Here is a 22,614-nt window from a genome sequence, read left to right as displayed (position 1 = left end):
TATGTTAGTCTCCGCAGTTATACCACAGTAAGCAATACCCAATAGAACGATTTTGCTATTTTGAGGTATTGAACTAATTTGGACTTGCATAAAGGAGAAATAAAGGGTATAGTATATATGTTTGCCTTAACTATTTATCCCATATACAACCACAATGCGGAGGTAACTTATGAAACGTTATCTGCCATTATTGTTGATATCGTTTTTTTTAATCATATTAGCAATAACCGGAACGACCTACCTTGCAGGCTATGCCGGTAAGGAAAACAAAGATAGCCTGACAGCAATTACAGTTTATACTACGCTGCCTATTGAACAGGTATCTGTGTTAGCGCAGGAGTACGAAAGGATAGCAAAAGTCAGGGTAAATGTTGCACCACTTACCGAAAAGGAATTGTTCATTAAACTAATTGAAGAATCGTCAAAGCCGCAAGCTGACCTAATCCTTGCTAACCGTAAAACATTAAAACAGGCCAGAAGTAGTGCTCTGCTGATACCGTATCAATCAGAATATACCGATATAATACCAGATAGATTCCAGGATACTGATGGTTATTGGACTGGCGTTTGGTATGACCCGATAATCTTTGCCGCTAATCAGGATTATCTGAAAAAAACAGCTAAAAAACCGTTGAAGTGGTCTGATTTGCCTTTAGATTCTAAGGTGCGATTTGGTATGACTGATTTTCTGGCAGCTGATGCTGCGGCTAATCTGTTATATACGTTGGTCGCGGCTAATGGCGAAGAGCAGACATTGAGCTTTCTTAAAAAACTGCACCCGCAAATCGTACAATATGCTAAGTTTTTAGCAACCCCGGCGCGAATGGCTAGTATGGGTGAAGTCGATATCGCTATTGTTGTTCATAGCGAAGCTATGAGGTATGTGAAGGATGGTTTTCCTGTACAAATAATCTATCCTGAAGATGGAACAGCCTATCTGCTGACAGGCGTAGGCTTGGTTAGAGGAACTACCCATGGTGCCGAAGCAAAACAGTTTATTGATTGGTTGACTCAGGAGGGGGCACTTTCTGCCATGGCGCAGCATAAATTTTACTTTGTGCCGACAAACCCGGAAGCCCGCATGCACAGGGAGTACGTTGTTAAAGATGTACAATTGATTGACCATCATGATATGTATTTGCCTGAACAGCAGCGCAAACTATTAGATAAATGGGTACAGGCAGTGCGCCTGGGGATACAATAAGGAGGGCCGTAATTATGCTTACAGCAGGATTTGTTAGTTTAGGATGTGCCAAAAATCTTGTAGATACTGAAATAATGTTAGGAATTTTGGCTGATAATGATATACACATTACAGACGACCCTCATAATGCTGAGATCTTAATTGTTAATACCTGCGGTTTTATCGATTCTGCTAAAGAAGAATCAATATCGACAATTATTCAGATGGCTGATTTTAAGCGAGATGGAAAATGCCGTGGTGTTATCGTAGCTGGCTGCTTAGGGCAGCGTTATCAACAAGAATTGCTAGATGAGCTGTCTGAAGTATCAGCAATTGTTGGTACCGGCGCGTGGCATCGCATTATGGAAGCAGTTCAGGCTGTTCTTGCCGGTGAACGTGTATTACTCATTGGCGAAACAGATACTATCTATGATGAAACCATGCGGCGTATCACTACTACGCCATCTTATAGCGCCTATGTAAAGATCGCTGAGGGCTGCAGCAACTGTTGTTCGTATTGTGTAATTCCCCTGGTACGAGGCAGTTATCGAAGCCGTCCGGTAGAATCGGTTGTAAGCGAGGTAAAAAAGCTTGCAGAGCAGGGCGTAAAGGAAATAAATCTCATTGCTCAAGACACTACAAGTTATGGTCGTGATCGTTATGATAAGCCACAATTAACAGTGTTGCTTAAAGAACTGGTAAAAATTGAAGGTATTGCCTGGATTAGGTTGTTATATTGTTATCCTAAATACTTTAATGATGAGCTTATTGAGCTTATTGCCAACGAGCCAAAAATTTGCAATTACATTGATTTGCCACTCCAACATGCTCATGATGAAATACTGGCGGCTATGAATCGTCGTGATACACGAATAGAGATTGAAAGATTGTTAGGCAAAATTCGCGCTGCTATTCCTGGCGTTGTTATCCGTACTTCTTTTATTGTCGGATTTCCTGGCGAGACTGATAGTCATTTTGAATCACTCAAAGAGTTTGTGTCTGAGCAAAAGTTTGAGCGAGTAGGGGTATTCACCTATTCCCAGGAGGAGGATACTCCTGCAGGAAGCCTAGAACAGCAGATACCAGACAATGTTAAAGATGAACGGTATCATGAACTGATGGCTCTACAGTGCCGGATATCTGAGGACTTGAATCGTGACATGGAAGGCAAGGTGCTTACTGTATTAATTGAAGGTTACAACCCCGAGCAGCCTGATGTAGCGTTTGGCAGGTCATATAGGGAAGCTCCTGATGTCGACGGTCGAATTTACGTAGAGAATGCCGGTGGCTTGTCGCCGGGAGAGATGGTGCAAGCGGAAATTGTCCAGGGATTCACTTATGATTTATTGGCTGAAAGAAAGTGATACTGGCTGCATAATAATATAAAGCAGGCTTAAAATAGTAGAGACTGCCAAGCTCTGCTATTTTTTGTTAAATATTTGTTGCTAAAAGGTAATTTTTGTGACAAAGTGCATTAATTAAAGGGAATTATTAATTATGCCGCGAATGCATAATGTTAGGAGGGAATGAGATGATTGTAGAATTAGTGAGTACTGGTACTGAGCTGCTCTTAGGTCAGATCATAAATACTAATGCCCCTTTTTTGGCTGCTCGGCTAAATGAGCTGGGTTTTAGTGTGTTATATCAGACTAGTGTTGGCGATAATCGTGAGCGAATGAAAAATGTGTTGAGGACGGCTTTAGAGCGGGCTGATATTGTGATAACAAGTGGCGGCTTAGGCCCTACTCAAGGTGATATCACTAAAGAAGTAACGGCTGCACTGTTAAACAAATCAATGTATTTCCACGAAGATAGTGCTGAGCGGATAAAACGTTATTTTGCCGAACGTCGTATATGTATGTCAGATAATAATTTGCGGCAGGCTATGATGCCCGAAGGCGCGAAGATTGTCGAAAACACTTGCGGTACAGCACCGGGAGTTATTGTTGAAGACCAAACAGCAGGAAAAATAATAATCAATTTGCCAGGACCGCCGCATGAATTATCCGCAATGTTTGAAACCTCAATTGCTCCATATCTTAAAGAAAAGTATGGTGTTCAAGGCGCTATTGTATCTAAAGTGTTGCGTACATATGGCTTAGGAGAATCGGCACTAGAAGAAAGAATCAAGAAATATATTTTGTCTCAATCTAATCCAACACTTGCCTTACTGGCGAGGAATGGTGAAATTCATGTCCGCATTACTGCACGCGCTGCTAGCGAAACCGACGCGTTGCAATTGATTGTAAATCTTGAGGGGCAAATTCGTCCGCTGATAAATGAATATATCTTTGGTATTGATGATGAAACCATGGAAAAGTCTGTGGGAAGTTTACTTTTGGCCAAAGATTTGACAATAGCGTTAGCAGAATCGTGTACTGGCGGCCTTGTAACCAGCCGTATTACAGATGTACCTGGCAGCTCACGTTATTTAACAGGAGCCGTGGTCTGTTACAGCAATGAAATTAAAGTGACCCATGTTGGTGTTCCTGAGAATATAATTGCGACAGAAGGTGCTGTAAGCCCAAAAACGGCCGAAAGCATGGCCCAAGGAATTAAAGAAAAATATTTTACCGATATAGGTATCGGTATTACCGGAATTGCCGGTCCAGACGGAGCCACTGCCGGCAAACCGGTAGGGCTTGTCTATATTGCTATTGACGGCCCAGCAGGAAGAGTAGGGTATCAACATTATTTTAATGGAAATCGCACTGACGTAAAGCACCGGACGGCTCTTGCCGCCCTTAATCACTTACGTCAATATTTGCTTACTATTTAGGAGGTTTTTATATGAAAGACACGGTAACTTTATTTGGTGACATATCTTTAAGTAAGAAAACGGCAGCGGCCATCACTGAGATGGGATTTGAGGAGCCATCACCTATTCAAAGCCAAACGATTCCGCTGGTATTAGCAGGGAACGATGTCTTGGGACAGGCTCAAACCGGTACCGGTAAAACAGCGGCATTTGGTATACCTATTATGGAACGGATAACGGAAGCAAAACAAATACAGGCGCTTGTTCTTACACCGACCCGGGAACTGGCTATTCAGGTATCTGAAGAATTGGCTAAAATAGGGAAATTTAAACGGATAAAGACCTTGCCAATCTATGGTGGGCAGGCAATCGAGCGGCAAATCAGAACGCTTAAATTAGGTGTACAGGTAGTAGTAGGAACTCCTGGCCGCCTATTGGATCATATTCGCAGAAATACTATTAGGCTTGATAATGTTAAGATCTTAGTGATTGATGAAGCGGATGAAATGCTTGATATGGGTTTTATTGACGATATTGAAAACATCCTTCAGCATATTTCTTCTGAACGGCAAACATTACTGTTTTCAGCTACAATGCCTTCTGAGATAATGGCTCTGGCTAATAAATATATGAAAGACCGGGTAACGGTAACTATCAGTAAAGAACAGCTAACGGTACCGCTTATTGATCAAATATATTATGAAACTCGTGATAAACTTGATGGTTTGTGCCGGGTGCTTGACTCAGAAACAGTTGGCCGGGTTATTATTTTCTGCCGAACCAAAAAAGGTGTTGACGATTTAGTTGCATCATTATCAGCGCGAGGTTATATTTCGGACGGATTGCATGGTGACCTAAGCCAGGCTCAGCGTGACAGAGTCATGAAAAAATTCAGGGATGGCAAGCTAGATATCCTCATTGCCACTGATGTTGCCGCCAGAGGACTAGATATTGAACACATTACTCATGTTATAAACTATGATATCCCTCAAGATCCTGAGTCATATGTCCACCGCATTGGCCGTACCGGCCGTGCTGGTAAAAAAGGCGTAGCGATGACTTTTATTCAGCCGCGTGAATATAGGCAGCTAAAGCTTATTGAGAAAGAAGTTAAGACTCGTATATTGCGGCGGCAGCTGCCATCCCCGGCAGATATCCTGGAGCGGCAGACTGAGGTTATTAAAAATCAGCTTACCCAGACCATTACTAGAGGTGGGTTTGATGCTTACGGTAGCATAGTTGCTGATTTGGCGACCGATTATGATCCAATTGATCTTGCGGCGGCTGCGCTAAAACTATTCCAAGAAGGTTACAAAGAACAGGCCGTTATTGAGAAACCGGAATTGCAATTTGGTAATACTGGAGCCGAGCCGGGTATGGTGCGCTTATTTATTAATGCTGGACGGGCTCAGAGAATTCAGCCCCAGGATATTGTCCGCACTATTGCTGAGGAAGCCGATATTCAGGGAAGTATTATCGGCCTAATAAATATTTATGATAAGTTTACTTTTGTTGAAGTTCCCGAAGGTGTTGCCGAACGAGTGCTGTCAGTTATGAATAAGAACACGATCAAAGGTCATCGTGTTAATATTGAACCGGCCAAAGGACGTTAAAAAAGTAAGCAAATTATATATACCTCAACCGGTAATGTTATCGTTGACAAAACGAACAAATGTTTGTAAAATGATGGTATAGTTGTCGGGGGAGGTCTAAAATTAGTATGGATAAGACAAAAGACTTTGAAAAAAACCGGGAAATGGATAAATTCAAAGCACTTGAGAACGCTATGCGCCAAATAGAAAAAGATTTTGGCAAAGGCGCGATTATGAAACTTGGCGAAGCTGCCGCAAAAATGAATATTGAGGTTATTCCTACAGGTTCACTACCAATTGATATTGCTCTTGGGGTTGGCGGAGTGCCGCGTGGCCGGGTTGTAGAGATATTTGGACCAGAATCATCAGGTAAAACGACTGTATCTTTACACATTATCGCTGAGGCCCAAAAATTGGACGGAATTGCTGCATTTATCGATGCAGAACATGCCCTTGATCCGGTTTATGCCAAAAAGCTAGGTGTTGATATTGAGAACCTTCTCATTTCCCAGCCTGATAACGGTGAACAGGCCCTTGAGATTGCAGAGGCGCTGGTGCGCAGTGCAGCTATTGACGTTATTGTTATTGACTCGGTAGCTGCCTTAGTGCCCAAAAACGAAATTGACGGTGATATGGGGGACTCTCATGTTGGTCTACATGCCCGTTTAATGTCACAAGCATTACGTAAGCTGACCGGTATCATTAGTAAATCGCGCACTACTGTTATTTTTATTAACCAGATTCGTGAAAAAGTCGGTGTCATGTTTGGCAATCCAGAAACGACCACTGGTGGCCGCGCCTTGAAATTCTATGCCTCGATCCGTTTAGATGTTCGCAAATCGGAAAGTTTAAAACAAGGTAATGATGTTGTTGGCAACCGCACCAAAGTAAAGGTTGTTAAAAATAAAGTGGCTCCTCCATTTAAACAGGCAGAATTTGACATAATGTATGGCGAGGGTATTTCTCGTGAAGGAAGCTTAGTCGATATTGGCGTTAAGCTTGAGATTATAAATAAGAGCGGGGCTTGGTTTTCCTATAATGACCAGCGGCTAGGACAAGGTAGGGAAAACGTTAAAGAGTTTTTAAAAGAGAACCGTCAAGTTGCTGACGAGATAGACCGTAAAATTCGCGGAACTCTATTAGCTGGCGATGCAAAACTTGATAATGTGCTAAGTGACGACATACTATCTGGTAATGATGCTGACGACGATGATGATGATGGTTTTGAAGCCTGATGAATATGGATATAGCTGAAGTTGCCATTAGACTTTTAAAGTTTAGATCTCATAGTCAATATGAGCTTAGACAAAAACTTTTAAAACAAGGTTATGACGAACTGGCAGTAAACAAGGCTATCGAGTATGTTACTGAGCGCGGCTATCTTAATGATGCCGCGCTTTGCGATATGCTTCTAGCTAAATATGCTGAATTAAACAAATATAGTTTGAAGGAATCTTTTCTAAGGTTAAGACGCAGAGGTTTGCCGGCATCTTTGATTAATGCCAAGCTCGCAGACTGGGACGAAAATCTTGAATATCAAGCTGCCCTTAAACTGGTAACAAAGCATTTACGTGGTGATGAGTGTCAAGATATGAGTAAGGTTATACGGCGTATGTCTGCCAAAGGATTCAAGGCAGCGACTGTTAGTAAAGTTTTAGAGCACCTTAGGGATATGTCGCCTTGACACCCCTTTGAAAAACATTTACAATAAAATTATCCAATCGTGTAAACACATCTAATTAGGTACTTTTAGGAGAGCTTGAATGCTGATGAAGCAATTGAAAAGCTACTTTTAAAAGCCGAGTTAAAATCGGCTTTACCCTTAATACCAGTATTTTATAAAGGAGGTGGAACTTATAGTAGAGATTATTATTACTGCAATTTTAGTCGGATTGTTGGGTGCGGGTGCAGGCTATTGGGTACGTAAGAATATAGCTGAAGCCAAAATCGCTTCTGCTGAGAATGCAGCAAGAAAAATCGTAGAAGATGCTGAGAAATCTGGTGAATCCAAGAAGAAAGAAGCATTGGTAGAAGCCAAAGAGGAAATCCACAAATTAAGAAGTGAACTTGAGCGGGAGATTAAAGAACGCCGCACAGAACTTCAGCGCTTAGAGCGGCGCTTGGTCCAAAAAGAAGAAAATCTTGACCGAAAAATCGATTCTCTCGAAAAGAAAGAAGAGATTCTCAGTCGTAAAGAAGCTGAGCTGGACAAAAGTCAAGAAAAGATTAACGAACTTTATGCCAAGCAACAAACCGAACTCGAAAGGCTATCCGGCTTGACCTCAGAAGATGCTCGTAGCTTGCTGCTTGCCAATGTTGAAGAAGAAATTAAGCATGAGACTGCAATGCTTATCAAGGACCTAGAGCAACAGGCTAAAGAAGATGCGGATAAGAAAGCCAGAGAGATTATATCGTTAGCCATTCAGCGCTGTGCCGCTGATCATGTTGCAGAAACAACTGTATCTGTGGTTGCTTTGCCTAACGATGAAATGAAAGGTCGGATTATTGGACGGGAAGGCCGCAATATCCGAACCCTGGAGACACTTACCGGTATTGATCTGATTATTGATGATACACCTGAGGCAGTTATTTTATCTGGATTTGATCCTGTCCGGCGAGAGGTTGCCAGAATTGCGTTGGAAAAACTTATCGTGGACGGTAGGATTCATCCTGCTCGTATTGAAGAGATGGTCGAAAAAGCACAAAAAGAAGTTGAACAGAAAATTAAGGAAGCAGGTGAACAGGCTACATTCGAAACTGGAGTTCACGGCCTGCATCCAGAACTGATAAAACTTCTCGGACGATTAAAGTTCCGTACTAGCTACGGTCAAAATGTCCTCAAACATTCGATCGAAGTAGCACACTTAGCTGGAGTTATGGCAGCTGAACTTGGTGTAGATGTAATGTTAGCCAAGCGAGCTGGTTTACTGCATGATATTGGAAAGGCTGTAGACCATGAAGTTGAAGGCCCTCACGTAACAATTGGCGCTGACTTGGCCAAGAAATATCGTGAATCAGCTGAGGTTATTAATGCTATTGCTGCTCACCATGGCGATGAAGAGCCTAAGACTATCCAAGCTGTGCTTGTAGCAGCTGCTGATGCGGTTTCAGCCGCTCGGCCAGGGGCTCGCAGAGAGACTCTAGAAAGCTATCTTAAGCGATTAACACGATTGGAAGAAATTGCTGAATCATTTGATGGCGTAGAGAAATCTTTTGCGATTCAAGCGGGTCGCGAAATTCGTATTATGGTTAAGCCAGATAAGATTGACGACTTAACGGCTGTTCGTCTAGTACGGGATATTGTAAAGAAGATTGAAGGCGAACTTGAATACCCAGGTCAAATTAAAGTAACAGTTATTCGCGAGACGCGTGCTGTTGATTATGCTAAATAGAAATTAGAACGCTATTTAAAACGGCTTTGCCTTTCCAGGTAAAAGCCGTTTTTTAGTTTTTTTCCCAATAATTTAAAAGCAGGATTTATATATCTTCTAGAGAATATTAAATCAGAAACTTTACAAATTATTTTTTATTATATATTTTACAAACTTATTGGACGGTGAAAACATATGTCTGATCTTTCCCAAAATGACCAACAAGTTTCGGATGGAGCAAACCTTCTTATATCTATGTTAGTGCGTTATCCGGAAATCGGTACAATTAATTTTGAACCTGAGGCAAATTCACTTAAACTCACATTTATGATCTCAGGTATTCCTACTACTAAGGATTTCGAAGCCGCTAAGCGACTTCTCATTAATAGTATTGCTGCATATCATTTACTTGAAGGCGTAACAGATAGCAGCATCGATGTTGAACTTAGTTCATATGATCAAGTAGCTATTTTGACAGTTCGGCGGGACGTCCGCACCATGTCACGCGGGGAAATCGGTCTGACGATTAAACTCCTCAGAGATAGGTTTGCCGATCGGTTAGTTGCGGATCGTAATGACGCTATGTTGGAAGAAGACCTCCTTTTGCAAGAAGAAGTAATCGAAGATATGCTGGAGAATATGCGCAAAAAAGATAATGACGACCACAGTCTTATTGGAATTCGCGAAGACGGGCGTGTTTTTGTGTTTAACAAGTAAATGAATATGTAGGTGTATTTGTTGTAATAATTAGATTTTTTTGGATATGGAAAAAGGAATTTTTTCCCGTACAACGAATATATCTAATTCATAGGACTAATAACGTTTTTTTTAATCAAAGGAGGGCACATAAAACATGGATGTCTTGAAAGTATCAGCAAAATCTAATCCTAATTCTGTAGCAGGAGCCTTGGCCGGAGTGCTGAGAGAACGTGGCGGTGCCGAGATTCAGGCAATCGGCGCAGGCGCACTCAACCAGGCTGTAAAAGCAGTTGCAATCGCCAGAGGGTTTGTAGCGCCGCATGGTGTTGACCTAATCTGCATCCCCGCCTTCACTGATATTCTTATTGATGGAGAAGAACGTACCGCCATCAAGTTGATTGTTGAGCCTCGCTAATAATTGAACTATACTCAAAACCTGTTCATACTGAACAGGTTTTACTGTTTTAGTAGAGCATTTTATGGCATAATATAATAATGCTTAGTAAATATCAAATACGAGGAGGGAAAAAATGAATATTGAAGTGATTAATGGGACGGTAACCGAATCTTTGAGTGATACCGTAATTGTTAACCTGTTTGAAGACGGCTTAATTCCTGGTGGTGCACTTGGAACTGCTGACGAGGCTTTAAATGGTCATATAGATGAAATAATTCGAGATATGCCCGGGTGTGGTAAGTATGGAGAAACCACCGTTATACATACCTTAGGCGCTATTAGCGCTAAACGGATTATTCTTCTTGGGTTAGGGAAGAAGGCAGAGTTCTCATTGGACAAAGCCCGTGCGCTTATGGCTATAGCAATGCGGGCAGCCCGTAGACTGGGGTCTAAAACAATTGCGATCAGTCTTCCCGGTGCCGGCAGTGGTGGGTTAAATTGTCGTCAAGCAGCCCAAGCAGTGGTCGAAGGTGCAATAATGGGCTTGTATCAGTTTAAATACTATAAATCAGGTAAAAAGGAAATATCTAATATTGAGCAGCTTTTAATTGTTGAAAACGATGCCGAAACCCTTGATGCAATCAAAACAGGAGCTGAGCTTGGCAGAATAGTTGCGGAAAGCGTCAATTATGCCCGTGATTTGATAAACCATCCCGCACAATATATGACGCCGACTAAGATCGCTTGGCATGCTGAGGAGATTGCTAAGCAGTATGGTTTAGAGATTAGCTTATTAGAAAAGGAAGATATGCAACAACAGGGTATGGGTGCGCTATTGGCGGTAGCTCAAGGCAGTATTGAACCTCCGAAACTTATTATTTTAAAATACATTGGAGACCCGTCCAACCCAGAAACGATTGCCTATGTTGGTAAAGGAATTACTTTTGATAGTGGTGGTATATCAATAAAGCCTAGTCAGAACATGGATGAAATGAAGCGGGATATGGCTGGCGGCGGTGCCGTATTAGGAGCGATGATGGCCATCGGGCAACTAAAGCCTAAGGTAAATATTTTAGCTGTTGTGCCCTGCACTGAAAATATGCCATCAGGGAGTGCATTTAGGCCAGGGGATATTATTACTTCTATGAGCGGTAAAACAATTGAAGTAATAAATACTGATGCTGAAGGCCGGTTAATTTTGGCTGATGCTGTCACGTATGCTATAAAGCTAGGTGCCACTAAGATTATTGATTTGGCAACCTTAACAGGAGCATGTGTGGTTGGACTTGGTACTTTTTACTCTGGTGTTATTACTAATAATCGTCAATGGTGTCAGGAGATTATTGATGTAGCTAAGCAGACTGGTGAAAAAATGTGGGAACTTCCTAATGATGAAGAATATCTTGAACAAATTAAAAGCTCAATCGCCGACCTTAAAAATAGTGGTGGACGGGCTGGGGGCACTATTACAGCAGGATTGTTTATCGGCCAGTTTGCAGATAACACTCCATGGGTTCATGTCGACATTGCTGGGACAGCAGATGCGGATAAAGATAAAGGCTATAACCTTAAAGGCGGTACAGGCGCTGGCGTTCGAACTTTAATTCAATTGGCCACTAATCTCGGTACCATATGATTGCAGATCTGCATATTCATTCTACCGCATCAGACGGTCGACTATCCCCCTTGGAGATTGTTCGTCAGGCTGAGGATGCTGGCTTAAGTCACATTGCTATTACTGATCACGATACTGTTGCGGCGCATCTAGAATTAAGGGAGGCCGGAATAATTGACAACAGTATGTCTAAGCTGTCAATTATTCCGGGAATTGAGTTTAGTACCGACTTGCCATGGCATGAAGTTCATATTTTAGGCTATTTTATTGATATTGACAATATGAAGCTTAGAGATCAGTTAGAAGTTATCCTCAATGATCGGTTGCGGCGCTCCCGGACAATGGTTGAAAAACTTATTCAACTAGGTTATTCCATTGATTACGACAGCGTATTGGAGTTTGCTGGCCAGGCTATGGCAGTAGGGCGGCCACATGTAGCTAAAGTGCTTGTAGAAAATGGCTATTTTAAAACTGTATCAGAGGCTTTTGATGTGCTTTTAGCTAAAAATGGCCCGGCGTATGTTCCCCATTACAAATTAACTCCAGAGCAGGCTATTAGACTGATAGAACAGGCCGGGGGTATCGCAGTATTGGCACACCCGGGCCTAATCGGTGATGATAATTTAGTTCTAAATATGGTTAAAGCCGGTATGCGTGGATTGGAGGTTTTTCATCCTGAGCATGATCAGGCAATGACTAGCAGATATTTAGATATTGCTAATAAATACAATTTAAAAATAACAGGTGGCTCTGACTTTCACGCTATACCTGGCAGGTATCCTGAGAAGCTTGGTGAATTTACTATTTCAGCCGCCCTGGTTGATACTTTGTCAATGTAAATTGAATTTTACTTGACAACACCTGCAAAGGTGTTTATTTTTATGTTATATTCTATTATACTTTTACCAGGAGGCTGCCTATGGATATCTTCGCATTGGTAGGTTCAAGCGGAACGGGCAAAAGCCATCGGGCGTTAATTGTTGCGCATGATCACGATGTTGATACGATTATTGACGACGGCTTACTAATTAAGGACAGCAAGATTATTGCCGGTCATTCAGCAAAAAAGGAGCCTAGCAAGATCCGAGCTGTCAAACGTGCCATCTTTATGGAACCTGACCATGCTGCTGAAGTTAGAGATGCTATTGCTGAGGTAATGCCTAAACGTATTTTAATATTAGGTACTTCGAAAAATATGGTAGAGAAAATTGTTGAAGTTCTCCATTTGCCGCCGATCAGCAAAATAATCCGTATTGAGGATATTGCTACAAAAAACGAAATTGCCAAGGCCCGGGAGAGTCGGTTGAAAGAAGGCAAACATATCATTCCTGTACCCACTATTGAGCTCAAGCCCCATTTTTCCGGTTATTTGATTGACCCGCTCGATATTTTTTTTAAAAAGCCTCGTTCCAAGCAACGACGTAAGCTCGGCGAAAAATCTATTGTTCGGCCAACATTTAGTTACTATGGGAAACTGCTTATTTCAGATGCCGCAATTGCATCACTTGTAGATTACGTGGCTACAAGTGATGATACTATTACCAAGACCGGTCAAATTAATATAAAAAATTCTCATGACCGGGAAAAAGGGATTTCCATATCGTTAGACGTAACTATAAAATACGGACAATCTATTTGGAATGTAGTACATGAGGCTCAAATACGTATAAAGCAAATTGTAGAGTATATGACAGGCATGATGGTTAGAGAAGTAAATATTGCGGTTAAACGTCTAAGCATTGAATAATTAAGAAAATAAGGGCGGGAAAAGCGTGGAAAAAACTCAAGGTAAACACATTTTGTTTTCAGGTTATGCCAAGTTGCCTACTGGGATTACTGCCAGCGAAATTTACAAAGTGATTGGCGTTGTTCTCCTTGTTGATGAAGATACCGGGAAAATCATAGAAGCGGATTGTACTTTGGCGACAGCTGTGGCTCGCAATCATGTATCCTCAATTTTGGTTGGCAAATTAATTACAAATCCGGATAATTTAGTTAGGATAGTAGATGCAACATATCAAGGAAGCGCTAAAAAAGCCATTATTACAGCTATTCGTATAATTTATGACAAATTCCGTAGCTATAAGGAAGGCTTGGTCCCCAGCGCAATTGATTGATAGGGGGGATGGTATGTCTGAACGGGCAAAGCTTACCGGATTGGGATTTGTAGTTGGTATTTTAAGTGGCCTGCTAGGTGTTGGTGGGGGGATCTTCCTTGTGCCAATCATGGTTACCTACTTTAATATTACTCAACATATAGCTCAGGCTACTTCAATGGCTATCGTTATTCCTACCGCGTTAGTTAGTAGTGCAATATACGGTTTTCATGGTAACATTGATGTGCTATTAGCCTTAAATTTGATTTTAGGAAGTATTTGCGGTGCCAGTTTAGGCGCCCGGGTAATGAAAAGAATACCCGCGATTCGCTTAAAGCAATTATTCGGTGTGTTGCTTATGTTAGTCGGCCTTAGGATGGTGCTGGCATGAGTAGCGTACTTATTATTTTTATAATGGGACTTTGTGCTGGTATTTTAAGTGGAATACTGGGTATCGGCGGCGGTGTAGTGCTGATCCCTATGATGGTGTTTGTATTAGGAATAACACAGCATACTGCCCAAGGGATCTCAATGCTCGTTATAATCCCTACAGCCATTGTTAGTGTCTGGCATTTCCATAAGGATAAACTTATTAATTATCAGACAGCGCTGTATATAGCATCAGGGGCGGTTGTCGGAGCACTCATTAGTGCTAATTTAGTTCAATATTTGCCGGCAAATGAACTTAAACGGATTTTTGGCTTGTTTGTAATTTACTCTGGGTTTAGAATGCTTCTAGGGACACGTAAAAAATAGTTTCAGCAAACAGGGATTACGGAGGTCCCTGTTTTTTGTTTAACCCAAATAATTGTTGTGATAGTAGATAAAACTTGGTTATAATATAGGCGATAACAAGGAAGGAGCTCGACCATGCAAGAACAGAAAAAACTCTTTTATACTGAGACTTACGGTTGTCAGATGAACCTCAATGACTCTGAGCGTTTGGCCGGTCAACTAAGAACTATTGGGTATGAAGAAACCGAGAATGTTGACAAGGCTGACTTAATTTTGATAAACACCTGTTGTGTCCGGGAAAGCGCTGAGAAGAAAATTCACGGTCGAATTGGTGAGATGAAACGGCGTAAGCTTATCAATCCTAATATAATTATTGGTGTTGTTGGTTGTATGGCACAAAAGGACAAAGATAAAATAATGAAAAAATTTCCTCATGTCAATTTAGTTATGGGGACACACAACACCCACCAGCTTGTTGAACTTATTGCAAAAGTAGAACAGAGCCGCGAACCTGTATTGGCTGTATGGGACCAGGCTGAACGTCTGGCACCTGATGTCCCAACTGTGCGTAAAGGGCAAATATCGGCCTGGGTGCCTATTATGTATGGCTGCAATAACTTTTGTACATATTGTATTGTTCCTTATGTTAGAGGCCGCGAGCGGAGTCGACCTCTTGATGATATCGTGGCTGAAATTCGACAGTTAGGGATAGATGGCTTTAAAGAAATAACACTACTTGGTCAAAACGTCAACTCCTATGGTAAGGATAGTGAGTTACAGACTGACTTTGCTGATCTGCTGCAGGCTATTGATCAGATTGATACAATTGCCCGTATTCGCTATATGACATCTCATCCGCGGGATATGAACGATAAAGTAATTGATACTATCAAAAATAGTAAAAAGATTTGTGAGCATTTCCACCTACCTGTTCAGTCAGGAAATAATGATATCCTGGAACGGATGAATCGCGGCTACACGACAGAATACTATCGTCAGCTTGTAGATAAAATTCGTCAAGCTATTCCTAATGCCAGTCTTACAACTGACTTAATAGTAGGATTTCCTGGAGAGAATGAAGAACATGTTATAGAAACTTTGGAATTCATAAAAACGATCAGGTATGATGCGGCCTATACCTTTTTATATTCGCAGCGCTCTGGAACACCGGCGGCTAAATATCCTGATCAAGTGTCATTGCCTGAGAAAAAAGCACGGCTTAATCAACTGATGGCTATTCAGAATGAAATTAGTCTCCAAATTAATAAACAACTTGTAGGTAGTAGTGTAGAAGTGCTGGTTGAAGGGCCAAGCAAAAATGATGAAAATAAGTTAATGGGACGAACCCGTACCAATAAAATTGTATTGTGGGAGAAAACCGGGACAGAGATAATCGGCGGCTTAGTCAATATCCAAATTGATACTGCTCAGACTTGGGTTTTAAAAGGCCGTTTGATTTAACTTCTAATGGTAGAGGAGAAATTTACAGCATGGCAATAAGCTATACCCCGATGTTGGAACAATATCGGGAAGTAAAGAGCAGGCATAGTAGCGAAATACTATTTTTTCGGTTAGGCGATTTTTATGAGATGTTTTTTGAAGATGCTGAGGTAGCATCACGTGAATTGGAGATTACTTTGACTTCACGTGAGGGGGGCCAAAGTAATCGGGTACCTATGTGCGGCGTTCCCTATCATGCTGCTGATAACTATATCGCTAAACTAATAACTAAAGGGTATAAAGTAGCTATTTGTGAACAGGTTGAAGATCCAAAGCAGGCCAAGGGTATTGTCAGGCGGGAAGTTGTCAAGATTATTACACCAGGGACGATTCTGGCCGAAACTTCGCTGCCTGACAAAGCTAACAATTACCTAGCGCTCCTATATGAGGAAGCAGATGAATTATGTTTGGCAGCGGCCGATATTTCAACTGGTGAGTTTGTATGGGCGATGTTTTCAGGCAGTTCCCGGGCAAATACTGTTTGTGACCAATTATATCGCCTACTCCCGGCAGAATTAGTGTTGGCAAGTAAACTAGACGGCTTTAGCACCATAAGTAGCTTCTTATCGCAAAGAGTGTCTGCTTGCGCTATTACCACACTAACTAATGCAGACCTTACGTTAGCTTCAGAATTGCCTGACAAGCACTTTGGCCGCGAAGAGCTCCCTGCCAGTCCAGCGGCACAAGCTGCAATCGGTTACCTGCTATACTATTTGCACTATACCTTAAAGAGCGATCTTTCTCATATCAACAAGCTTTCAAGAGTTAATACCCAGGATTATTTACTGCTAGATGCTTCTACATTGCGTAATCTAGAGATTACCCGCAATATGCGCGATGGTGGACGCAAAGGCACACTGCTGGCGGTACTGGATTTTACTAAAACCGCGATGGGTAGTAGGCTGCTAAAAAAATGGTTGGAGTTTCCGCTTATAAATCCTATTACTATTTCTAAGCGCCAAAATGCAATTGCCGATTTGATGGATAAACGGGCAGTACTCGATGGACTAAAGGAGCTTCTCGGTAATATATATGATTTTGAACGTATTCTAACAAGAATTGAGGTAGGCAGTGCTAATGCCAGAGATTTGGCAGCGCTTAGAACATCACTGTCAGTGTTGCCTGAGATAAAAGTAAAACTGCAAGAGTGTCAGTCTGAACAGTTGACTGGTATTAGTATGGAGGTCAAAACCCATGTAGATGTAGCCAACATGATTGCAACTGCTATTGCTGATAATCCGCCGTTTGGAGTCCGTGATGGGGGTATTATCAGAGTTGGTTATGACTTAGAGTTAGACGAGCTCAGGAATATTGCCAGAGATAGTAAACAATGGATTCAGGAATTGGAATTGCGTGAACGGGAAGCGACAGGCATTAAGTCGCTCAAAATAGGGTATAATAAGGTTTTCGGCTATTATATTGAAGTAACTCATGCCAATACCGGATCTGTACCGCCCAATTATATCCGCAAGCAGACACTGGTTAATGCTGAACGCTATATCATGCCAGAACTCAAGGACTTTGAAACCAAAGTACTCGGTGCTCAAGAAAAAATTGTAAACATTGAATACCAGCTATTTTCAGGCATCAGGGATTACATAAAGGAACGCATTAGTGAAATTCAACAGACTGCAAGACAAATAGCCCATTTGGATGTAATTATGTCGTTGAGCGAAGCGGCCATACGCTATAGTTATATCCGGCCGAATTTGAACCATAATAAGGAGCTTGTCATTAAAGATGGCCGCCACCCGGTAGTTGAGCGGCTCTTAATTGGCGAGATGTTTGTGCCTAACGATACAGAATTAAACCACCGTGACAGTGAAATAATGATAATTACGGGCCCCAACATGGCTGGTAAATCGACTTATATGAGACAGGTGGCGCTCCTTACAATTATGGCTCAGACAGGCAGCTTTATTCCTGCGAGAGAAGCGTCGATCTGTCCTGTTGACCGGATCTTTACCAGGGTAGGTGCCAGTGATGATTTAGCAACTGGCCAAAGCACTTTCATGGTTGAAATGACAGAGGCTGCTCAAATCATCAAATTTGCTACCGCCAACAGCTTAATTATCTTAGATGAAATTGGCCGCGGTACCAGTACATTTGATGGAATGAGCATTGCACGGGCTGTCGTCGAATATATAAAAGACAAGGTTAAGGCCAAAACTTTATTTGCTACTCATTATCACGAACTTACTGAGTTAGCTGAATATAGCAAGGTAATAAAAAATTATTCTGTAGCTGTTAAAGAACGCGGCAATGATATTGTATTTTTACGCCGGATAATACCAGGCGGTGCTGATAAAAGCTATGGTATCCATGTTGCCCAGCTTGCCGGATTACCTAAACGAATTATTGAACGGGCGCAACAAGTTTTACAAGAATTGGAACAGTGTAAGGCAAATATTGATCACATTCCTCTAACTGCTAAACATCAAGGCTCTAAGCAGAATGCGGTCGCTACAGTATCCCTGTTTAGCTCAAGCATTGCGGATGAATTATTGGCTATTGACGTGATGACACTTACTCCGTTAGAAGCGCTCAATACATTGTACAAGCTACAAAACAAAGCTAGAGAGGAAAGCGGAAGCTTATGAGCGAGCAGGTAATTCATATATTAGATGAAAATACAGCCAATAAGATCGCTGCAGGTGAGGTTGTTGAACGACCAGCTGCTGTGGTTAAAGAGCTTGTTGAAAATTCAATAGATGCGGGCAGTAAGAATATTGAGATTGAAATCGTTGATGGTGGTACGAAATTTATTCGCGTTACCGATGATGGAAAAGGTATGAGTCATGAAGATGCGCAACTTGCTGTAAAACGACATGCAACCAGTAAAATCCGTACTGCTGAAGATCTAGCCGCAATAAATTCACTAGGATTTCGCGGTGAAGCCTTGCCTAGTATTGCCGCAGTATCTAATTTTACACTGACTACCCGTTTGCTAGATGAACCGCTGGCAAGTTATGTAGAAATTCACGGTGGCATACTTGCCGATGTGCGTGAGGCTGGGGCGGGATGTGGTACTACCGTTATCATCGCTGATTTATTCTTCAATACTCCAGCTCGCCGCAAATTTTTGAAAACACCATCTGCTGAAAGCGGCCATATAAGCGATATAGTCACAAAACTATCCATGTCTCATCCTCAGATCGCTTTTAAATTACTCAGTAATCAACGTCTGGTACTGTCCACTAGCGGCAGTGGGAAGTTAACTGACACAATTGCCGATATCTATGGGCATAAGGTCGTTCCAGAGCTTTTACCGGTAGAATACAGCAACGAAGGTATTGTTGTATCTGGCTATGTTGCTAAGCCAGCATTGCTCAAAAGCAGTCGTCAGTGGCAGACGTTTATGGTTAATCAGCGGGTAGTAAACAGCAGAATGCTGGCAAAGGCACTGGATAATGCGTATTTCTCCTTATTGCCTAAAAATGGCTATCCGCTGGCTGTACTTGATATCCATATCCCTGTTGATTCAATTGACGTTAATGTTCACCCGCAAAAAAAAGAAGTTAAGTTTAGTGATGACCAAAAGATATATAAGGCAGTGTACAAAGCAGTATCTTCTAGCCTAGCGATGCCCGTATCACATGCTCAAGCTGCTGCAACTATTCAGCTTGGACCAACACATAGCCATCAACTGATGGATGCTAATACTGCTGGTAGTGAGCAGTATAACAGCAATAATAAGCAAATTAGGTCTAATGAGTTTGCCGCTAATATAACCGAGAGTTCTCGTCAGTGGGTACCCACTTTATGGCGGGAAGAAAGTATTAATTTTTCGGATGTCAGACAGGCAATTAGACAAGAAGAGCAGCTAATTGAAAGTACCGAGCCCGCTTCAGGGGATACAACAGCAGCCTGCCAGCTATATCCCCTGGGACAGATTGAGTCCTGTTATATTGTAGCACAGGGGCCGGATGGCCTTTATATTGTCGACCAGCATGCCGCTCATGAGCGAATACTATATGACCGTATGAGCCGCTCCAAGGGGCGTGTACCAGTACAGCAGCTGTTAGTAGCTCAATATCTGGAATTCACCTCAGATGATTGCGACATCATTGTCGGAAGTCAGGATACCTTTTACCAATTGGGATTTACGCTTGAACAAGTTGGGGCAGATACGATGCGGCTGATAGAAATGCCTATTGATATTCCGCTAGCTGACGCTGAATCGGTATTACGACAAATTTTGAAATTAATTCATGAAATGCATCAACCTACTGCGCAGGAATTGCGCCACGCCTATCTTCAGATGGCAGCATGCCGTAGTGCCATTAAAGCGGGGGATACGCTTAATATGCGGCAGATTCAGGCGTTGATCAGCGAACTATATACAACGGACTTGCCATATACCTGCCCACACGGTCGTCCGACTATCGTAAGATTTGGACCAGAAGAGCTAGCCAAAATGTTTAAACGAACATAGGTGATTCATATGAACTTAATTGTCACAACTGCCCAAAAGCCTTCGCCAGATGTTATCCGGCTGGCAAATGATATAGCTGCCAGGCTATGTGTGCAGTTTATCCCGCGCAACAGTCACTCTCTCGCTACAATTAGGGAAAAATACGAGGTATGTGATCTTATTGTGGTTGCAAGCAATGGACCAATTATACATACAGCTGCCGGTGAGTACTTTTTTCATTTAAGTATGGCTGAGCTGCGAATAAAAAACTTAATAAATGGAAAACATGACCATATGGTGATCGCAATGGGGCTTGAGGCTGGTATGTCAGTTCTTGACTGTACATTAGGCCTGGCAACAGATGCTATTGTCGCCAGTTTTGTGGCAGGTGAAACCGGTATAGTTACTGGGCTTGAAAGTTCTCAGGTAATTGCTTTGATAACCGGATATGGCCTGCAAAATTTTACGGTTGATTCTGAAGCTGATATTACAAGTGCTCTGCGCCGGGTTAAGGTAGAAAATGCCGAATACTGCCAATACCTTGAAGAATTGCCTGACAATAGTTTTGACATTGTTTACTTTGATCCCATGTTTCGTAACCCTATTTACAAAAGTTCTAACGTAAATCCAATTAGGACGCTTGCTAATATGAGCCCGCTTACACCTGAAGCTATTAGACAAGCTTGTCGGGTAGCCAAACAAAAAGTTGTAGTTAAAGAAGCCGTAGGTAGTAGTGAGTTTGCTCGACTGGGGTTATTTACAGTTGTTGGAGGAAAGTACAGCAGTATTAAATACGGTGTTATTGATTGTAGGCCAAAAATGGCGGGCGGAGGCCAACCATGGAACGCTTAATTGTAATTGTTGGACCTACCGCCGTAGGAAAAACTAAAATAAGTATTGATTTGGCAAAAAGATTGAGTACACAAATAATCTCAGGCGATTCTATGTTAGTATACCGGGGGATGGATGTCGGTACCGCTAAACCTGATATTGCTGAGCGTGGCGGCGTCGTACACCAGCTTATTGACATCTTAGACCCCTGTGAAGAGTTTAATGTTGTCGATTTTCAGCGCTATGCTCAAAAGCTGATTACTCAGATTAATAATGACGGACTTATTCCAATCTTAGCTGGCGGCACAGGCCTGTATGTTCGGGCTTTGCTTGAGGGTTACCAGTTTAATCAGGCGCCAAGTGATGAAGGACTTCGACAAAAACTGACTGGAATGGCAGAGCAATATGGAAATCAATATCTTCATACCATGTTAGCTCAAGTCCAGCCGGAAACCGCAGCTAGGCTGCATCCAAATGACCAGCGACGGGTAATTAGGGCACTTGAAGTATATTATTTAAGCGGTGAGACTGTCTCGCAGGATAAGTCTGCACCGAATAAACTCCTGTATGACGCAGTTGTGATTGGTCTAACAATGGAACGTGCCACCTTATATGAGCGGATCAACAAGCGGGTTGATATAATGATGGAACAGGGATTGATAGACGAAGTAGTAAGACTCTTACAGCAGGGTGTAACGCCTAACTGTCAGGCTATGCAGGGGATTGGTTACAAGGAAATAGTTGAGTATCTTACCGAGGGAAAGGATTTGTTAAGCTCTATAAATAGTGTAAAACAGGCTACCCGCAATTTTGCTAAGCGTCAAATGACTTTTTACCGGCGTATGCCTTATATAACATGGTTTGCTGTTGATGATTTCGATAATTACAATAAAACATTGGAAACAATTTACAATCATGTTGCAGGAAAGTTTTGTCTAAGGTAAAATAGATGTGAGTAGAACATCAAGACGGAGGGATTTCATTTGACTAACAAAGTCATTAATCTGCAAGACAGTTTTTTAAATCAAGTACGAAAAGAAAACGTGCCGGTAATTATATATCTGGTTAACGGATTCCAATTACGAGGAGCCGTAAGGGGCTTTGACAATTTCACCGTAATAATCGAGAATGATGGTAAACAGCAGTTGGTTTATAAACATGCTATTTCGACAGTAACCCCTTTTCGCCCATTGTCTGCAAATCTGCACGAGAAGAAGGATGAAGCTGTTAAAACTGACAAATAGGAAATGTCTTGCAGTACTCCAGGTGAATGCCTGGAGTACTTTTTCATGTGCGCCCAGCATGGGCGCTTACTTGTTGGTGAAAGTCCAATACGGGGGTTGATAGTGCCAACCGTTAGCCTAAGACAAGGGTGTCGCCTGTGAGGGCGAATCTGAAGGAAGTCGGCGGCAAAACTCCGGTC

Annotated in this window: 21 protein-coding genes; all 21 read left to right on the top strand. The window is 42.0% G+C overall.

Translation table 11 applies throughout. From position 1 onward, the window contains the following. The first annotated feature begins 169 nt into the window (after positions 1–169). The 21 genes from VN447_RS08195 to hfq all read left to right on the top strand — a co-directional run bounded on the left by VN447_RS08195 (position 170) and on the right by hfq (position 22,435). Positions 170–1,204, top strand: coding sequence for an ABC transporter substrate-binding protein (locus VN447_RS08195; RefSeq protein WP_325524592.1), 1,035 nt, complete (start codon positions 170–172; stop codon positions 1,202–1,204). A gap of 14 nt (positions 1,205–1,218) precedes the next feature. Then, positions 1,219–2,547, top strand: coding sequence for a 30S ribosomal protein S12 methylthiotransferase RimO (gene rimO, locus VN447_RS08190; RefSeq protein ID WP_325524590.1), 1,329 nt, complete (start codon positions 1,219–1,221; stop codon positions 2,545–2,547). A 167-nt stretch (positions 2,548–2,714) separates the two neighbouring features. After that, positions 2,715–3,962 carry a competence/damage-inducible protein A gene (locus tag VN447_RS08185; protein WP_325524589.1) on the top strand — a complete coding sequence of 416 codons (1,248 nt, stop codon included), beginning with the start codon at positions 2,715–2,717 and terminating at the stop codon, positions 3,960–3,962. Positions 3,963–3,973: 11 nt separating this feature from the next. Further along, positions 3,974–5,554, top strand: a complete 1,581-nt coding sequence (locus VN447_RS08180; RefSeq protein WP_325524588.1) for a DEAD/DEAH box helicase — start codon at positions 3,974–3,976, stop codon at positions 5,552–5,554. Between the two features lie 143 nt (positions 5,555–5,697). Next, entirely contained in the window at positions 5,698–6,768 is a 1,071-nt protein-coding gene (gene recA / locus VN447_RS08175; protein WP_325524917.1) for a recombinase RecA, read from the top strand. Between the two features lie 5 nt (positions 6,769–6,773). Then, positions 6,774–7,217, top strand: coding sequence for a regulatory protein RecX (locus tag VN447_RS08170; RefSeq protein ID WP_325524586.1), 444 nt, complete (start codon positions 6,774–6,776; stop codon positions 7,215–7,217). Positions 7,218–7,380: 163 nt separating this feature from the next. After that, the gene (rny, locus tag VN447_RS08165; protein ID WP_325524585.1) at positions 7,381–8,925 is read left to right on the top strand and encodes a ribonuclease Y; all 1,545 of its coding nucleotides are present in this window, start codon (positions 7,381–7,383) and stop codon (positions 8,923–8,925) included. 174 nt (positions 8,926–9,099) lie between these two features. Then, positions 9,100–9,621 carry a hypothetical protein gene (locus VN447_RS08160; protein WP_325524584.1) on the top strand — a complete coding sequence of 174 codons (522 nt, stop codon included), beginning with the start codon at positions 9,100–9,102 and terminating at the stop codon, positions 9,619–9,621. Positions 9,622–9,757: 136 nt separating this feature from the next. Continuing rightward, positions 9,758–10,018: a stage V sporulation protein S gene (locus tag VN447_RS08155; RefSeq protein ID WP_075755210.1), complete on the top strand. Its 261-nt coding sequence runs from the start codon at positions 9,758–9,760 to the stop codon at positions 10,016–10,018. A 115-nt stretch (positions 10,019–10,133) separates the two neighbouring features. Further along, a complete protein-coding gene (locus VN447_RS08150) occupies positions 10,134–11,636 on the top strand; it encodes a leucyl aminopeptidase (RefSeq protein ID WP_325524581.1) in 1,503 nt (500 codons plus the stop codon). Next, positions 11,633–12,454 (top strand): PHP domain-containing protein, encoded by an 822-nt coding sequence (locus VN447_RS08145; protein WP_325524579.1) that lies wholly within the window; start codon positions 11,633–11,635, stop codon positions 12,452–12,454. The genes VN447_RS08150 and VN447_RS08145 overlap by 4 nt, the downstream gene beginning before the upstream one ends. An 80-nt stretch (positions 12,455–12,534) precedes the next feature. Then, complete coding sequence (locus VN447_RS08140) at positions 12,535–13,362, top strand: Asp23/Gls24 family envelope stress response protein (protein WP_325524578.1); 828 nt, start codon at positions 12,535–12,537, stop codon at positions 13,360–13,362. A 25-nt stretch (positions 13,363–13,387) separates the two neighbouring features. Further along, positions 13,388–13,732, top strand: a complete 345-nt coding sequence (locus tag VN447_RS08135; RefSeq protein ID WP_325524577.1) for a DUF3870 domain-containing protein — start codon at positions 13,388–13,390, stop codon at positions 13,730–13,732. A gap of 13 nt (positions 13,733–13,745) precedes the next feature. Next, entirely contained in the window at positions 13,746–14,102 is a 357-nt protein-coding gene (locus tag VN447_RS08130) for a sulfite exporter TauE/SafE family protein (protein WP_325524575.1), read from the top strand. Then, on the top strand, positions 14,099–14,467 hold the full coding sequence (locus VN447_RS08125) for a sulfite exporter TauE/SafE family protein (RefSeq protein ID WP_325524574.1): 369 nt from the start codon (positions 14,099–14,101) through the stop codon (positions 14,465–14,467). Before VN447_RS08130 ends, VN447_RS08125 begins: the two co-directional genes overlap by 4 nt. A 114-nt stretch (positions 14,468–14,581) precedes the next feature. Then, a complete protein-coding gene (gene miaB, locus VN447_RS08120; protein ID WP_325524572.1) occupies positions 14,582–15,907 on the top strand; it encodes a tRNA (N6-isopentenyl adenosine(37)-C2)-methylthiotransferase MiaB in 1,326 nt (441 codons plus the stop codon). Positions 15,908–15,936: 29 nt separating this feature from the next. Continuing rightward, a complete protein-coding gene (mutS, locus tag VN447_RS08115; RefSeq protein WP_325524570.1) occupies positions 15,937–18,546 on the top strand; it encodes a DNA mismatch repair protein MutS in 2,610 nt (869 codons plus the stop codon). Further along, the gene (mutL, locus tag VN447_RS08110; protein ID WP_325524568.1) at positions 18,543–20,381 is read left to right on the top strand and encodes a DNA mismatch repair endonuclease MutL; all 1,839 of its coding nucleotides are present in this window, start codon (positions 18,543–18,545) and stop codon (positions 20,379–20,381) included. Before mutS ends, mutL begins: the two co-directional genes overlap by 4 nt. Positions 20,382–20,390: 9 nt before the next feature. Further along, positions 20,391–21,212 carry a class I SAM-dependent methyltransferase gene (locus tag VN447_RS08105; RefSeq protein ID WP_325524566.1) on the top strand — a complete coding sequence of 274 codons (822 nt, stop codon included), beginning with the start codon at positions 20,391–20,393 and terminating at the stop codon, positions 21,210–21,212. Next, complete coding sequence (miaA, locus tag VN447_RS08100) at positions 21,200–22,135, top strand: tRNA (adenosine(37)-N6)-dimethylallyltransferase MiaA (RefSeq protein ID WP_325524565.1); 936 nt, start codon at positions 21,200–21,202, stop codon at positions 22,133–22,135. Before VN447_RS08105 ends, miaA begins: the two co-directional genes overlap by 13 nt. 39 nt (positions 22,136–22,174) lie before the next feature. Further along, positions 22,175–22,435 carry an RNA chaperone Hfq gene (gene hfq / locus VN447_RS08095; protein ID WP_325524563.1) on the top strand — a complete coding sequence of 87 codons (261 nt, stop codon included), beginning with the start codon at positions 22,175–22,177 and terminating at the stop codon, positions 22,433–22,435. The last annotated feature ends 179 nt before the right edge of the window (positions 22,436–22,614 follow it).

This window comes from Sporomusa sp., assembly GCF_035561155.1.
Lineage (GTDB): Bacteria > Bacillota > Negativicutes > Sporomusales > Sporomusaceae > Sporomusa.
Note: the sequence above shows the minus strand (reverse complement) of the source record. Positions and strands in the feature narration are given on the sequence as shown.